This is a genomic window from Mesorhizobium silamurunense (genome assembly GCF_014843825.1).
Lineage (GTDB): Bacteria > Pseudomonadota > Alphaproteobacteria > Rhizobiales > Rhizobiaceae > Mesorhizobium > Mesorhizobium silamurunense.
Genome location: NZ_JHQR01000178.1, coordinates 1 through 14938, shown reverse-complemented (window position 1 = coordinate 14938; position 14938 = coordinate 1). Strand labels below are relative to the sequence as shown.

At 64.1% G+C, this 14938-nt stretch carries 12 protein-coding genes and 1 pseudogene; 6 read left to right on the top strand and 7 right to left on the bottom strand.

Going from position 1 to position 14938, the window contains the following annotated elements; all coding sequences use genetic code 11:
• The first annotated feature begins 115 nt into the window (after positions 1-115).
• Together DH10_RS20035 and DH10_RS20030 are read left to right on the top strand one after the other, a co-directional pair.
• Positions 116-1426, top strand: a complete 1311-nt coding sequence (locus DH10_RS20035; protein ID WP_192251801.1) for a flavin monoamine oxidase family protein — start codon at positions 116-118, stop codon at positions 1424-1426.
• 312 nt (positions 1427-1738) lie between these two features.
• Complete coding sequence (locus DH10_RS20030) at positions 1739-2149, top strand: hypothetical protein (protein WP_192251798.1); 411 nt, start codon at positions 1739-1741, stop codon at positions 2147-2149.
• 132 nt (positions 2150-2281) lie between these two features.
• On the opposite strand, the gene DH10_RS20025 is transcribed toward DH10_RS20030, so the two are convergent.
• Positions 2282-4345 carry an ATP-binding protein gene (locus DH10_RS20025; RefSeq protein ID WP_376774873.1) on the bottom strand — a complete coding sequence of 688 codons (2064 nt, stop codon included), beginning with the start codon at positions 4343-4345 and terminating at the stop codon, positions 2282-2284.
• Between the two features lie 175 nt (positions 4346-4520).
• A complete protein-coding gene (locus DH10_RS20020) occupies positions 4521-5297 on the bottom strand; it encodes a response regulator (RefSeq protein ID WP_192251792.1) in 777 nt (258 codons plus the stop codon).
• 46 nt (positions 5298-5343) lie between these two features.
• Here DH10_RS20020 and DH10_RS20015 point away from each other — a divergent pair, with 46 nt between their 5' ends.
• Positions 5344-6030, top strand: coding sequence for a response regulator transcription factor (locus DH10_RS20015; protein WP_192251789.1), 687 nt, complete (start codon positions 5344-5346; stop codon positions 6028-6030).
• An 83-nt stretch (positions 6031-6113) separates the two neighbouring features.
• On the opposite strand, the gene DH10_RS20010 is transcribed toward DH10_RS20015, so the two are convergent.
• Both DH10_RS20010 and DH10_RS20005 read right to left on the bottom strand, forming a co-directional pair.
• A complete protein-coding gene (locus DH10_RS20010; RefSeq protein WP_192251786.1) occupies positions 6114-6278 on the bottom strand; it encodes a hypothetical protein in 165 nt (54 codons plus the stop codon).
• 24 nt (positions 6279-6302) lie between these two features.
• Positions 6303-6632 (bottom strand): hypothetical protein, encoded by a 330-nt coding sequence (locus DH10_RS20005; protein WP_192251783.1) that lies wholly within the window; start codon positions 6630-6632, stop codon positions 6303-6305.
• A gap of 337 nt (positions 6633-6969) precedes the next feature.
• Between DH10_RS20005 and DH10_RS20000 the strand changes: the two genes are divergently transcribed.
• The gene (locus DH10_RS20000) at positions 6970-7422 is read left to right on the top strand and encodes a L,D-transpeptidase (RefSeq protein WP_192251780.1); all 453 of its coding nucleotides are present in this window, start codon (positions 6970-6972) and stop codon (positions 7420-7422) included.
• Positions 7423-7607: 185 nt separating this feature from the next.
• On the opposite strand, the gene DH10_RS19995 is transcribed toward DH10_RS20000, so the two are convergent.
• Positions 7608-10691: an efflux RND transporter permease subunit gene (locus DH10_RS19995; RefSeq protein WP_192251777.1), complete on the bottom strand. Its 3084-nt coding sequence runs from the start codon at positions 10689-10691 to the stop codon at positions 7608-7610.
• Positions 10688-11947: an efflux RND transporter periplasmic adaptor subunit gene (locus DH10_RS19990; protein WP_312891295.1), complete on the bottom strand. Its 1260-nt coding sequence runs from the start codon at positions 11945-11947 to the stop codon at positions 10688-10690. Before DH10_RS19990 ends, DH10_RS19995 begins: the two co-directional genes overlap by 4 nt.
• 146 nt (positions 11948-12093) lie before the next feature.
• Here DH10_RS19990 and DH10_RS19985 point away from each other — a divergent pair, with 146 nt between their 5' ends.
• Both DH10_RS19985 and DH10_RS19980 read left to right on the top strand, forming a co-directional pair.
• Positions 12094-12627: a TetR/AcrR family transcriptional regulator gene (locus tag DH10_RS19985; RefSeq protein ID WP_192251775.1), complete on the top strand. Its 534-nt coding sequence runs from the start codon at positions 12094-12096 to the stop codon at positions 12625-12627.
• Between the two features lie 80 nt (positions 12628-12707).
• The gene (locus DH10_RS19980; RefSeq protein ID WP_192385255.1) at positions 12708-14309 is read left to right on the top strand and encodes an inorganic phosphate transporter; all 1602 of its coding nucleotides are present in this window, start codon (positions 12708-12710) and stop codon (positions 14307-14309) included.
• 171 nt (positions 14310-14480) lie between these two features.
• Here DH10_RS19980 and DH10_RS19975 read toward each other — a convergent pair.
• Positions 14481-14938: pseudogene (locus DH10_RS19975) on the bottom strand (MFS transporter); the annotation flags it as partial.

The window sequence follows — 14938 nt, the reverse complement described above, 5'->3', positions numbered from 1 at the left end:
GCGACGTCTCGGCAAACATCCGCAAGCGACGAAGGTGCTTGACAGGGGCGACGGCGCCCCACTCATCTGCGCGGGTTGGAGGCCGGTCGAATTGGCGGCAGATCAAGGCGGGCTATTGAGCAGCAAGACCGAAAGAATCGACGTTGCGATCGTCGGAGCAGGCTTCACCGGCCTATCCGCCGCATTGGAACTCAAGCGCGCTGGGATCGATTTCGTGATCCTGGAAGCACGCGATCGTGCCGGTGGCCGCGTAGAGGCCACACGAAACGGGCTTGGCGAACGGATTGACAGCGGCGCCCAGTTCCTGTGCGAGGACATGCCGGAGCTGATGGCGCTGGCGAAGGCACGCAGCAAGACATTCGTGAAAACCAATGTCGATGGCGATTTCATCACCCATCCGCCGATGCCGGTTGAGCAGGCGGTGCGGACCTATCATGCCGCGATGGCGATCCGCGAGCGCATGAACGGGATCGAGCCGGACGATCCCGCGATCGCCCGGCTGACCGTGGCTGACTGGCTGGAGCGCCAGAAGGACTCGACCGATGCCAAGGCTGGTTTCCGGTCGATGATAGAAGGACTGTGGTGCCTGGCGCTGGATAAGGTGCCACTCTGGCATCTGATCGACAATGACCGCCGCATCACCAATGAGGTGCCGGAGCTGCAGTACTCGCTGCGCGAGACCATGCAGTCGCTTGCCGACGATCTGGCGGGTGACCTCGGCGACCGGCTGCGGCTCAACGAGCCGGTCACGCACATCGCCCACGGGCGCGACGGCGTTCGCGTCGCCACGGCCGGAGGCATTGTCGAAGCGCGCCAGGTCCTTGTCATGCTGCCACCGGCGACGGCCGCGAAGCTGGAGTTCACGCCCGCTTTGCCGGTAGCGCTGACGAAGGCCCTGGGTGTCTGGGAAAGCGGCGCAGTGGTCAAGATCCTGGTGCGCTATGCCAGGCCGTTCTGGCGCGAGCGGGATCTGAGCGGTATGGTGATGTGGCGCGACCTGTCTGGACTGTTTGCTTGCGACGCCAGCAAGGATGTGGAGCACGCCGCACTGACCGTCTTCGTCGGCGGGCCGCTGGCATTGCGCTGGCGCAAGCTCGACGAGGCGGCGCTGCGCACAGAGGTGACAGCAAGGCTTGTCGATGCGCTCGGCCCGGACGCGGCCGACGTGCTCGATTTCAACCAGCGCGACTGGACGCATGACCGCTGGAGCGGCGGCGCCTATAGCGATCTTATAGTTGATGTGACGGCGAGGGACGCCGAGCGTACGATCCTTGCCGGCGCGCCGCCTGTCCATTTTGCAGCTTCGGAACTGTCGCCGTCCTTTCCGGGCTATGTCGAAGGCGCGATCGTTGCGGGCCGCAACGCTGCCCAGAGGCTCGCAACCGAGCTTCTATGGACCGTAGCCAGCACGGCGTCGCGGTCGTAGGCGAGGCGGGCGCCGATCGCGGCCGTCATTCCGGGCGAGGGCCTCAGGTTTGTCGGCTTTGACGCAGCCAAAATCTCGCCGACCAGAGCGCTGTGTGAGGTCGCTTACAGTCCGCCGCGTCCGACAGGAGCATGTGTTCCCGCAAACCAGACGCGGTGAACGCTCGCTGGCGACAAGCAGACGATGGGTGGCGACCCAGATTCCCTGTTTCAAATCCTGTTACACGGGCAATCGCATCCTATCATTCGACTGTTACTTGCAGCGCTTAAGTTCGTTTCAAAGGAAAAAGAAAGATAACGAAGGGAACAGCCGATGTTTACGAAAGTCCAAATCGCCGACACCAGCCGCCGCGCCCACGGCCCCGAGCGCAATGACCGCCGGCCGAAGCTGGCGCTGCGCCAGCGCGCCAGCGACCATCCGATGGCGATGTTCGTGTTGCTGGGCGCCACGGCCTTTACCAGCATGGTGCTTGCGCCGGCCGCGGGTCCCGCTTTCGCTTTGGTCAATCCTCCGGCCAATGTCGTGGAGGGCGCGCCGACCACGCTCAAGACCGCGCGCCTGCCGCAGCCGCAGATCGAGTTCGCCTGCAAAGGCCAGAACTGGGGCGCCGAAAGCCCCGAGTGCCTGCGCGCCATCGCCGAGCAATCCGGTCAGCACAGGGCCCGCGCGGTGCGCATGATCGCCAACGCCGCGCCGCTCACCAACATCCCGAACGTTTTTTAAGGCTCCCCTGAGCGCACCCTCCGCGCTCCAGTCAGGCTCCCGCCGCATCGTCGGTCGGGAGCCTCTTTTTTTCGGGTCTGTCGATATTCAGGTGAGGCCGGCCTGCGAACGGCGGCTCCGGGGGCGCTGGATTCAGCCTTCCACGGCCGCCGCCTGATCGGCGATGGCGGAGAGGACACCGCGGACGTCGAGCGTCGAGAAAGGCTTCTCCAGGATCTGCGGCCGCTGCTGCGGCGGCAGCGCCTCGATCTCCGCCTTGGCGCCGATAAGGTCGCCGGTGACCAGCACGAAACGCGGCGCCAGTCCCGGCTGTTCGGCAAGCAACTCGCGATAGATCGATATGCCGCTGGTGCCCGGCATGCGCAGGTCGGAAAAGACGATGTCCGGCGACATGTGCCCGTTCAGCACCTCGCCGGCGGACGTCCAGCTTGCGACGATCCGTGACTTCACCCCCATGAGCTCCAGTATGTCGGAGAGCGAAGCGGCGACGTCGGGCTCGTCGTCGACGATCAGCGCATGACGCAGCCCGCTGGAGCGCGCCGGGCCTTCGCCGGCTTTCGCGGTATCGCCGGTGATCGCCGGCAGCTGGACGACGAAGCGCGCGCCATGCGGCTCAACCTCTTCGAACCAGATGTTGCCATTGTGGCGCTCGACGATCGATTTCGAGATCGACAGGCCGATGCCGGTGCCGACGCCGACCGGCTTGGTTGTGAAATAGGATTCGAAGATGCGCGAGCGGATCGCTTCGGGAATGCCGGGTCCGTTGTCCTCGACCGAAAAGCCGGGATTGCCGCGCTCGCTGCGAAAGGTCCGTACCTTGATGCGCCGCTCGCCGGTAATTCCAGCCAGCGCGTGCTGGCTGTTGATGAGGAAGTTGGCCGCGACCTGCGTGACATGGTCGGCGTCCGCCATGGCGAGCAGCGGGCCATTGGCGAAGTCGGTGTCGATGATGATGCCGCTGGAGCGCGCGCCGTAAGCGGTGACTTCGAGCGCCGCGCGCACCACCTGGTTGAGGTCGGTTTCGGCCTGCTCGGTCGGATGCAGGCGCACCATCGACAGGAAGCTCTTGACGATGCGTCCGCAGCGTTCAGCGGCCGCGCGCACCTTCTCGGCGCGCACCTTGGTCTGCGGGTCGGCCGCGAATTCATGCAGCAGCGTCGATTGCGCGACCACCACCGCGAGCGGATTGTTGAGCTCGTGCGAGACGCCGGCGAGCAGCGAGCCCATCGCCGCCATCTTCTCGTTCTGGTGCAGCTTCTCGCGCTGGCGGTTGATCTCTTCCTCGGCGTGCAGCTTTTCGCGCAGGTCGCGGATCGAGCCGAAGATCAGCCGGCGGTCGGCGACTCGCATCTCCGTCGCGGTCAGCTCGATCGGAAAGATCTCGCCGGCCGCGTTCTGGGTGACGGTCTCCAGCCGCTGGTTGACCATCGGCGCGCCGCGGCCGGCCATGTAGTCGGCGCCCGAGGCATAGCCCTTGCGGTAGTAGATTGGCACGATGGTGTCGAGCAGGTCCTTGCCGAGGATGTCGCTGCGTTGGAAACCGAACATCTTCTCGGCGGCGGGATTGAACTCGATGATCGAGCCGGACTCGTCGATGACGATGATGGCGTCGAGCGAGGCTTGCAGCATGGTGCGGCGGATAACCTCGCTGGCGTGAGCCTCGGAAGGCGAGTGCTCAATGGCATCACCGATGGCGAGCGCGATGATGTGCAGCGTCGCCTCTTCCTCGTCGGTCCATTCGCGTTCGGCGACGCAGTCGTTGACGGCGAGCGTGCCCCAAAGATGGCCGTGGGCGAAGACAGATACGGAAATGAAGGATTTTATGCTCTGCTTCTCGAAATCGGCCCGCAGGAAACCCTCGAGGTTGCGCGTGTGGCCGGCAAAGACCTTGCCCTGGCGCTCGTCTTCCTGCAGCCGCTCCAGCAGTGGATCGGAGTTGATGATCGACTGCATGATCACCGTGGGCGATGCGAGCTCGCCGCCGAAGGCGGGGTCGATCCAGTAGGCCGAAACGGATTGCGCGAAGCCCTGGCCCGGAAGCTCGCGCAGACGAAAAAGAATGCCGCGTTGGCAATCCATCGAGCGGCACAGCGTCTCCAGTATGCCGTCCATCTCGCGCTGCCAGTCGCCCGCCTCGCGCAGGCGGCGAACGACATGGACGGCCGCCATCGCGGCGCCCTGACGGGAGCCGTGCATGTTCATCCGTGCGGTCTCAGTTGTCATCGTCGAACGTCATCCCCCGGCGATATCGGCAAACCATGAAATCCAACACACAAGCCCCGAAAAATCGATCACGGTTTCCAGGGAACGTGCGCTGGATCGGAATGCTACAGCGTCCATCGCATCTACGGAAGGATGTGCGGCGACGGAGTCAGTGGCCGTCGCTTGTCGGCAGCGAGAAGATATAGCCTTCGCCGCGCACCGTGCGCAGGAATTTCGGATTGGCCGGATCGGCTTCGATCTTCTTCCTGAGACGCATGATGCGGATGTCGACGGCGCGCGACGATTCCGGGTCTTCCACGAAGCCGATCGCCTCCGAGATCGCCGCCCGCGTCAAAAGCCGGTTGGCGCGGGTGAGGAAAACTTCCAGAACGTCGAACTCGCTCTTGGCCATCTCGATGACTGCGCCGTTGGCGCCGGTCACCAGCCTGCCGTCGAAATCGGCCTGGAAGCCGCCGAAATTCATGAAGCGGCGCGTGCCGGCCTCGGCCTTCGCGGCCTGCGGGGCGACCGGCTGCGGCACGCGGCGCAGCACGCTGCGGACCCTAGCCAGCACTTCGCGCAGTTCATAGGGCTTGACGATGTAGTCGTCGGCGCCGAGCTCCAGGCCGACGATGCGGTCCAGCGCGGTGCCGGCTGCGGTGGCATAGATGATGCCGATCTGCGTCTTGGAGCGCAGCCAGCGGCCGAGCGAGAGGCCATCCTCGCCGGGCATGGCGATGTCGAGGATGGCGAGGTGGAAGGGCTGCGCCTCGAGCAGGCTGCGCGCCGCCGCGGCATTCTCGGCCGTGGCGACGTCATAGCCACTGGCGCCGAGATACTCGGCAACCGCTTCCCTCAGATCAGGCTCGTCCTCGACGACGATGATGCGCGCCTTCACAATGGTCTCGCTCCCGCTTTCAGCGGAAAGTAGATTGGGTATAAACATGATGTCCAGCGCTCATCTCGAGTTGTCTGTGGCGGGGTGGAGAAAAATGGCAGCACGATCCGTCGTCGCGCTTGTGTCCGTTGCCGAAGTGGTGGCCGGCGACCTTGCCGACCATCTCGAGCGGCGCGGGCACGACGTGCGTCAGGCGCGCCAGCCCTGGGAGGCGGAGTCGCTGCTTTCGGCGGGGGGCATCGACGTCGTGGTCGTCGGTGACGACGTGACCCAGGCGGAGGGGCGCGAACTGCTCAAGCGCTACGGCGGCGAGGGTGGCTGCGACTTCATCCTGATCTGCCGGCCCGCCGATCTCGTCGACAAGGTGCTGGCGCTGGAGCTCGGCGCCGCCGACGTGATCGAAAGCCCACTCAACGTGCGCGAGCTTGCGGCGCGTATCGGCGGCCTGCTGATGCGGCGCGGCCGCAACACCCAGGAACTGATCGTGCTGGAGAACGCGACCGTCGACTTGAGGTCGGCCATGGTCATGCACCGCTCCGGCGCCGAGGATCAGCTGTCGCCGGGGCAGGTGGCGCTGCTCAGGCTGTTCCTGGCGAGCCCGCGAAAGGTGCTGACGCGCGACGACATCATTGCCGCCGCGCCTGCCGAGAATGCCGACGCTTTCGACCGCTCGATCGATTCGCGCATCGTGCGGCTGCGCCGCAAGCTCGATACGGAGACCATCACCACCATCAGGGGCGCCGGCTACCGCTTCGATCCTCCGACGCCGCGCACCGACTGAGGCTAGGGAGGCCAAGGCATTTTTCTGATCTGGCATCGGATCCCCCCAAGCCGATCTGCACTTTTGGATCCGAATGCCGTTGCTCAACGCACCACGAGGACGGAGGGGCCTGATGGCATGTCGGCATCGGCGGTGATCTCGGCATGGGCGCGCTCCTTGAGCAGCACCGTTGCAAGCGCGGCAAAGCCAAGCAGGCCTTGGGCGTAAAGCAGTGCGGACAACACCGAGGCGGCAAATTTCGTCTTCATGTTCTCAATCCCCAATTCGGTGCTTCAGGAAACTCCCGAAGCGCCCGCGCCGCTGACGGAGCCCCCCGCTGCGGCGCGGGCCTTCGGTCCTCTCGGCAGCAAGTAGCCGGAGGGGCCGCGCATCCCCATCAGCCGAAGGCCGACCCGCCAGAGGGCCCTCAGCCGGTGGACGCGCACGCTGGAGACGATCCAGACCGTGGCGATGAACAGTGCAGTGTGCAGCGTCGAAACCTCGCCGGAATTCATGGCGCCAAGCGTCGTCACGGGGTTGCCGGCGACAGTGCCGGCGCCACCGAGGATGACCGCCGCGACGCTGATCCTGAGAAGCCAGGTGCGTTTCGATTTCCTGCCCATTTTCGTTTGCTGATGTCTGTTCCCGTTGCGTCGACATTGCCGCCGGCCTGTATCCGCATCATGCCGCGCGAGCCGCGCTTTGTTGCAAGTTGGTTTCGAGATCAGCGAAATGACTTTCGTATCAAGGCCATATGCGCTTTCGTTTGTCGGTTTTCCCCAAGTTATCGTTAACATACCGGATCCATGAGCAGATTTCGTCAGGCGACGCTGTTAACTTCGGGAAACAGATTCGAAACAGAAACGAGTATCAAGTGAAATAGCCTTGAAACAGGCGCCCACGATAAGACGGCCCATCGAAATTGAAGCCGGCCGGACCGGCATAAAGAGAGGGATCGTCATGCATACCGCCATTTCCGCCAGGTTCATCAACGTCGCCGCCGCCGCGCTCACCGGCGCGGCACTGCTCTTCGGCAGCAATGCTGCTCACGCCAACCAGATCGTCGCCCGGGTTTCGCTGTCGCAGCAGATCATGGAAGTCACGGTCGACGGCCGCCCGACCTTCGCCTGGAAGGTCTCGACCGGCGACAGGGCGCATGTCACGCCGACGGGATCGTTCAAGCCGACCCGCATGCATGCGATGTGGTATTCGAAGAAGTACGACAATGCGCCGATGCCGCATTCGGTGTTCTTCAGCGGCGGCTACGCCGTGCACGCGACCTACGCCATCAATCGCCTCGGCCGGCCGGCCTCGCATGGTTGCGTGCGCCTGCATCCCGATGCCGCGGCCGACTTCTACCAGCTTGTCGAGGCCTTCGGCCCGGCCAATACCAGCATCGTCATTGTTAAGTAACGGGCTGGGTTAAGTAACGGGCTGGGTCAAGTAGCAGGCTGGTTGCCGCCTTCGGTTAGATAGACCGAAGCCGTGAGGCAACCACCAAAAAAAGAGGCCGGGGATTTCCGGCCTCTTTTCATTTGGAACGGGCTTGTTCGCCGCTCCTTGTTGTTTACGCAATCCCGGACGGAAAATCGGAATTGCTAAGTCGGCAGCGCCGGCATCAGCTTCGGATCCGGCTTCTCGGCGAGATGCGGCAGATCCTTGCTGGCGATGAAGGTGTAGAACATGGGCACGACGAAAAGCGTGAACATGGTGCCGACCAGGATGCCGGTGAAGATGACGAGGCCCATCGAGTAGCGGGCCGCGGCGCCGGCGCCGCTGGAGATGATCAGCGGCACGACGCCGAGCGCCATCGCCGCCGTCGTCATCAGGATCGGCCGCAGGCGCACCTTGGCCGAGGCGATGATGGCATCGCGCCGCCGCATGCCATGGATCTCGCGCTGCTGATTGGCGAATTCAACCAGCAAAATGCCGTGCTTGGTGATGAGGCCGATCAGCGTGATCAGTCCGACCTGCGTGTAGATATTGAGCGTGCCCAGACCGATGTTGAGCGGTACGATGGCGCCGAAGATCGAGAGCGGCACCGCCATCATGATGATCAGCGGGTCCCGGAAGCTCTCGAACTGCGCGGCCAGCACCAGATAGATGACGATCACGGCAGCGGCGAAGGCGATCAGGATGGTGTTGCCCTGCTCCTTTTCCTGCCGCGACTGGCCGGAATAATCGACGAAGAAGGTGTCGGGCAGCGTTTCCCTGGCGAGGTCCTCCAGCACTTTCAGCCCGTCGCCCGTGGTCACGCCGGGCAAGGGCAGGGCAGAGATGGTGGCCGAGTTCAGCTGGTTGAACTGCTCGATCGCCGCCGGCGAGGCATTGGTCGAGATATTCACCACCGCCGACAGCGGCACCATCTTGTCGTCGACGCTACGCACGAAATACTCGCCGAGCTTTGCCGGATTGTCGCGGAATTCCTGCGGCACCTGCGGGATGATGTCATAGCTGTTGGAGTCGCGGTCGAATTGCGCCACCTCGGCGCCGCCGACCAGCAGCGTCAGCGTGCGGCCGATGTCGGCGATCGGCAGGTTCAGCGCCGCCGCGCGCTCGCGGTCGATGGTGACGGTCACCTGCGGCGCGTCGTACGACATCGAGTTCTGCACAACGATAAAGCGACCGGAAGCCTGCGCCTTATTCTTGATCTTCTCCGCCTGATCGAAGACCTCGGACGGATCGCCGGTCGAGCGAACCACCATGGAAATGGGCAGGCCGCCGCCGGAGCCGGGCAGTGTCGGCGGCGCGAAGACGAAGGCTTCGACGCCTGCCACCTTGGCCAGGCGGCCCTGGATGTCGGCCTGAAGCTCCTTGGAACTGCGCTTGCGCTCGGCCCAGTCCTTGAAGGCGAAGCCGACGAAGGCGCCGTTGGTCGCGCCGCCGAAGGCGACGGCCGAGAACTGCGCCCTGGTTTCCGGGATATCCTTCACCAACCCGAGCATCTGATTGACATAGGTCTCGGTATAGTCCGACGTCGCATAGCGCGGCGCGGTCACGATCGAGAGCAGGAAGCCCTGGTCTTCTTCCGGCGCCAGTTCGGTGGAGGTCTTGGTGAACATGAAGCCGGTAAGCGAGACCAGCGCGACGACGATGATCAGCGTCACCGGCCGGTTTCTGAGCGAGGCGGTGACCGCCCGCTCGTAGACACGCTCGACACGGCTGAAGGTCCCGTCGACGATACGCTGGAAGCGGCTGTGCGCGCCGGGCTTCAAGAGGCGAGCCGACATCATCGGCGTGATGGTGACGGCGATCAGGCCGGACAGCACCACGGAGCCGGCCAAGGTCACCGCGAATTCGCGGAACAGTGCACCGGTCAGGCCGCCGGTGAAGGCCAGCGGCGCAAACACGGCGGCCAGCGTGATGGTCATGGCGACGATTGCCGAGAAGATTTCACGCATGCCGTTGAAGGCCGCCTGCATCGGCGACAGGCCTTCTTCTTCCATGTGGCGGTGGATGTTCTCCACCACCACGATGGCGTCGTCGACGACGAGGCCGATCGCCAGCACCATGGCGAGCAATGACAAGAGGTTGATCGAGTAGCCGACCGCAAACAGCAGGAAGCAGACGCCGATCAGCGACAGCGGGATGGTCACGATCGGCATCATCACCGAGCGGAACGAGCCGAGGAACAACAGGATGACAACGATGACGATGGCAACCGCCTCGACGATGGTCTTGAACACCTCTTCGATCGAGGCGCTGATCTGTTCGGTGGAATCGTAGACGACCTCGATCGTCATGCCTTTCGGCAGCGTCTCCTGAATCACCGGCACGAGCTTGGTGACCGCCGCCGCGGTCGTCAGCGGGTTGGCCGCCGGCGTCGGGAAGATAGCGAGGAAGGTGCCGGGCTTGCCGTTGAAGCTCACCCTGGTGTCGGTGCTGGCGGCGCCGAGCTCGACACGCGCCACGTCGCGCAGGCGCACCACCTGGCCGTCCGTCGAGCGGATCGGCAGCTGCGAGAAGGCCTCCGGCGTCTGCAACGTCGAGTGAACCGTGATCGACGAGACCACATATTCGTTCTGGGTATTGCCGGGCGCCGACAGAAAGTTGGAGTTGTTGATCGCGGTCAGCACGTCGGCGGCGGTGGCACCGCGGGCGGCAAGCCTGACCGGATCGATCCAGACGCGCATCGAATATTCCTCGGCGCCGAAGATCTGCACATCGGCAACGCCCTCGACCGTCGAAATGCGCGGCCGCACGACGCGCTCGATATATTCGGTCAGCTGCTCCTTCGTCATGTTCGGATTCTGCATCGAGATGTACATCATCGCGAACTGCTGACCCGTGCCCTTGATGATCACCGGGTCCTTGGAGGCATCCGGCAGAGTGCCGCGCACGCCCTGGACCTTGGACAGCACCTCGGTAAGCGCGACGTCGGGATTGGAGCCGAGCTTCATCTGCACGGTCACGGTGCTGGAGGACGGGCGGCTCGACGAGGTCACGTAATCGATGTTTTCCGTCGAGGCGACGGCGCGCGCGATCGGCGCGGAGATGAAACCCTGGATCAGGTCGGCGCTGGCGCCGGGGTAGGCCGTGGTGATGGTGATCGCCGTCTCGTCAACCTTCGGATATTGGCGGATCGACAGGTTGAAGATGGCCTGGAAGCCCAGGAGCAGGATCATGCAGGCCAGCACCGTCGACAGCACGGGCCGGCGAATGAAGATATCGGAAAAGCTCATTGCTGAACCTGCTTGTTCGCCGATTTGCTGGGGTCAACGGTGTTGTCGACGGCAACGGACATGCCGTTGAAGAGTCTGTTCTGGCCTGCGGTGACGACCTGGTCGCCGGCCTTCAGGCCCTCGACGATCTCGACCATGCCGTTGTTGCGGCGGCCGAGCTTGACGAACACCTGCGACAGAACGAGCGCCGGCTGTTGCCCGGCCTCGGCCGGCTTCTGGGCGTTGTCAGCAGGCTTCGCGGCGTTGTCGGCCGGCTTTGCCGTCTCGGAGGCCGGCTTCGAGGCGCCGGCTTTGCGGTCTTCCGGTTTCGCCGGCTGGGCAGCGCCGGCCTCAGCGGGCTTGGCCGGCACCACCACGAAGACATAGTCGCCGTAAAGGCTTGACGTCACCGCCGTCTGCGGCACGGAGATGACGTTGCTTTCTTCCGGCAGCTCGACGCGGATCTGCACGAACTGGCCAGGGGTGAGCTTGCCCTCCGGGTTGGCGACCTCGCCGCGGATCGACACCAGCCGGCTCGCCGGGTCGATCTTGGGATCGATACCGCGAATGGAGCCGGCAAAGGGCAGGTCCGTGCCGCTCGTGCCGAGGCGGATTGTCTGGCCGATTTTCAGCGACGACAGCTGCTGTTCGGGAATGGTAAAGTCGACGCGCATCGTATCGAGATCCTGGAGCGTCACCACTGAGTTGCCGGGCGCCAGATACTGGCCGATATCGATCTTCGGAATGCCCGCAGTGCCGGCAAAAGGCGCTGTCAGCTGCTTCTGTTCGAGCACGGCCTGAAGCTTGTTGACCTGCGCAGCGGAAGCGGTTGCCGCGGCGCGCGCGGCGTCCAGCGTTGCGTCGGTGCCGACGCCGCGCCGCTGCAATTCGAGCGCACGGGTCAGTGCCGCCTGGTCGGAGGCAGCCTGCGCCTTCTGAGCCTCGAGATCGGCGCGCTCGACCGCGTCGTCAAGCTGCAGCAGAACCGCGTTGTCAGTGACCTTCTGATTGGCGTGGAAGAGTATCTCCTTGACGATGCCGGCCGTCTCGACGGTCAGGTCGACGCCGCGCACGGCGTTGACGGTGCCGATCGCCTCGACGCCGGGCGTCCAGTTCGCGGGCTTCGCAACAACGGTCGACACTGTCGCGGCCGGCGGCTTCATGGTGGCGAAAAACTGCTTGATGCCGTTGTCGCGCAGGATGTTGAAGCCGACGATACCGACGCACACCAAAATGAGCAGCAGCAGAATTCCGGTGATGATGAAGAAGCGCTTCACGGACAGTCCCCTCGAGCCAGCAACCGGCAAAACAATCGATGCCGGGACACATATCGACGATGATCCCGATTTCAAATTTCGGGCGCTTTACTGTACCGTCTGGACGGTCTTGTCAATTCCGCATACGCTAATGTAAGAGGGGCGTGATGAAGGCTCGCAGGGCGAATTCGCGCGACAGAATATTGGCCGCCGCCGCCGACGTGGCGCGCGAGGCGGGTCCGGGAAGCCTGTCGCTCGACGCCGTCGCCAGCCGCGCCGGCGTCTCCAAGGGCGGCCTGCTCTACAATTTTCCGACCAAGGCCAAGCTGATGCAGGGCCTGGTCGAGAATTACCTCAATGCTTTCCAACAGGCGCTCGAAGAACGCACGGCCGAGGCCGATGACGAAAGCGTGCTCGCGGCCTACATACGGCTCTCGGCCGACGATTGCGAAAAGCCAAAACCGTCGGCTTCCTGGATGTTCTCCGCGATTGCCGAGGATCCGGAGTTCCTGACGCCGATAAAAGCGTTCAAGCGGCAGCTGTTCGAACGGCTGAAGGGGGAAACGGACGACCTCGGCCGGCTGCTGGTCTGCTTCCTCGCCATCGAAGGCCTGCGCAGCATGAACCTGTTCGATTCCGATGTGCTTTCGGAGGACGAGCGCAAGCTGCTGGTGGCCTCGCTGCTCAAGATAGCCGGATAGGTTGCAGGCGTCACACCAGCTTCATCCTGGGGACATAGCGTTCTTCCCGGTTCTTTGCTGCAATGCAAAAGGAGTGGGACATGGTGGACGTTGTTTCCAGTGAGGCGGGGATTCCGAGACCGGATCACCCGTTAGAGCAATCGAGCGGTGCCAAATGGTTCCTGCCCGCCTTCGGCGTGCTGGTTCTGGCCGGCCTCATCTACGTCGGCTATGCGCTGAGCCAGGATCTGGCGATCGCCAAGACGGTGCCCTGGATCCTGCTCGGCATCGCCTTGCTGATCGCGCTCGGCTTCGAATTCGTCAACGGCTTCCACGACACCGCCAACGCGGTGGCCACCGTCATCTACACCCGCTCCCTGCCGGCCGAATTCGCCGTCATGTGGTCTGGTGTCTTCAACTTCCTCGGTGTGCTCACCTCGAGCGGCGCGGTGGCGTTCGGCATCCTGTCGCTGCTTCCGGTCGAGCTCATCCTGCAGGTCGGATCATCGTCCGGCTTCGCCATGGTGTTCGCCCTGCTAGTGGCGGCGATCCTATGGAACCTGGGCACCTGGTTCCTCGGTTTGCCGGCTTCCAGCTCGCACACGATGGTCGGCTCGATCATCGGCGTCGGTCTCGCCAACCAGTTCATGGCTCCGGCCGGAGGCGCCACCAGCGGCGTCGAGTGGGGACAGGCGAGCAATGTCGGCATGTCGCTGCTTGTCTCGCCCCTCGTCGGCTTCTTCGCCGCCGCCGTCCTGCTCTACGTGATGAAGCTTCTGGTGCGCAATCCGGCGCTCTATGAGGCGCCGAAGGGCAACACGCCGCCGCCGTGGTGGATCCGCGCGCTGCTGATCTTCACCTGCACCGGCGTCAGCTTCGCGCATGGCTCGAATGACGGCCAGAAGGGCATGGGCCTGATCATGCTGATCCTGATCGGCGTGGTGCCGACCGCCTATGCGCTCAACCGCACGCCCGACATCAACTATCTCGAGGCCTACAAATCGGCTTCGGTCGCCGTCGAGCAGGAGCTGGGCAAGTATGTCAAGCCGGGGGTCACCGTCGCCGACGCCAAGGCCGCGGTCCAAGAGGCCGTGCGCTCCAAGACCTGGAACGACCAGACGACGCTCGCGCTGCAGACCTACATCCACAACACGACCGCCGGGTTGCAGCCTTACGCCACCGTCGACAAGGTGCCGACCGATCTGGTCAGCAACGCCCGCAACGACATCTACCTGATCGGCGAAGCGCTGAAGCTGATCGACAAGAAGAAGCTGCTGCCGATGCAGGACGCGGACCTGAAGGCGGTGACCGACTATCACAAGGCAGTCGACAACGCGACCAAGTTCATCCCGCTGTGGGTGAAGATTGCTGTGGCGCTGGCGCTCGGCCTCGGCACCATGGTCGGCTGGAAGCGCATCGTCGTCACCGTCGGCGAGAAGATCGGCAAGAGCCACCTGACCTATGGCCAGGGCGCCGCCGCCGAGCTGGTCGCGATGATCACGATCGGCATGGCCGACCGTCTCGGCCTGCCGGTGTCGACCACCCATGTTCTGTCGTCCGGCGTCGCCGGCACGATGGCGGCGAACGGCTCCGGCCTGCAGTGGTCGACCGTGCGCAATCTCTTGCTTGCCTGGGTGCTCACGCTGCCCTGCTCGATCGCGCTGGCTTTCGTGCTCTTCGTGCTCTTCCGCCAAGTGTTTTGAGCGGTAGGCCCTCAAAAGAACGGCGCCGCCTGCGGCGCCGTTTCTCTTTGTCGACCTATCCTGCGAAGACCAATGAAGGGTCAGAGCGTGCGCCTTCCCCAAGCGGGCGCGCCGCTTCGAACGGTTCAGCTTTCGATGGAATCGTTGGCCGGCTCCAGCCGAGGCTCACTCCTACCGCCGCGCAACTTCCGCCCTGCTACGGCGGCGCAGTTGGCGTAGCGACAACATGTGCAGCAGGATCGAGCTTGGCACCACGAAAGCAGGGGTCAGCACACCCGGATAATCGCCTGCGCCGATGCTCTGCACATCCGGGACAATCAACTGCCACGGGCCGGGCGAGGTGATCATGCCCATGGTGATCGCGACAGCGAAGTCGGCAAGCCCGAGGATGTTCCAGAGAGTTGCCGCCCTCCGGCCGTCGTCTGTGCCGGTCGCCACTGCGATCGCCGCTGGCAACGCGAACAGTCCGGTCAGCACGTCGCCGATACCTGCCGGCAACGCGAACGCGCCGGGCAGGGCACCATGCAGCCAGGCCGCGAGAGCCCAGCTGCCGAATATGCGGTAGAGCTGAAGCGTGACGAGCCAGCTTGCCGGCATCGAATCTAGTGGATGGAATCTAACACTTGGTG